Annotated in this window: 1 pseudogene; it reads left to right on the forward strand. The window is 75.0% G+C overall.

Annotation, left to right across the window (positions count from 1 at the left end):
- Nucleotides 1-612: pseudogene (locus PMI01_RS20605) on the forward strand (hypothetical protein); the annotation flags it as partial.

Here is a 612-nt window from a genome sequence, read left to right on the forward strand (position 1 = left end):
CGGCATCGGCGGCGGCGGCGGCTCGTCGGGCGACGGCAAGGCGGTCACCGCGATCAACGAAGGCTCGATCATCACCCACCAGGACCTGGCCGTGGGCCTGTTCGCCCAGAGCGTGGGCGGCGGCGGCGGCAACGGCGCCGGGGCCGGCGGCTTTGTCGCTATCGGCGGCGACGGCGGGGCCGGCGGGGCCGGCTTGGCGGTCAATGTCACCAACAACGGCGACCTGACCACCCACGGCTACGATTCCTACGCCATCTTCGCCCAGAGCGTGGGCGGCGGCGGCGGCAATGGCGGCGGCGCGGGCGCGCAGTTCGCGATCGGCGGCGCCGGCGCGGGCGGCGGGGCCGGCGGCGACGTCACGGTCTATAATCGTGGTTCGATCAACACCGTCCTGGACGGCTCGGGCGGCGTGTTCGCCCAGAGCGTGGGCGGCGGCGGCGGCAATGGCGGCGACTCCGTCAGCGTGGGCGCGTTCGTCGCCCTGTCGATCGGCGGTTCGGGCGGCACGGCCAGCAAGGGCGGCGACGTCACGGTCGGCAACAGCGGCGCGATCATCACCAAGGGCGACCGGGCCTCGGCCATCTACGCCCAGAGCGTGGGCGGCGGCGGCGG

It is taken from the genome of Caulobacter sp. AP07 (assembly GCF_000281955.1).
Classification (GTDB): Bacteria; Pseudomonadota; Alphaproteobacteria; order Caulobacterales; family Caulobacteraceae; genus Caulobacter.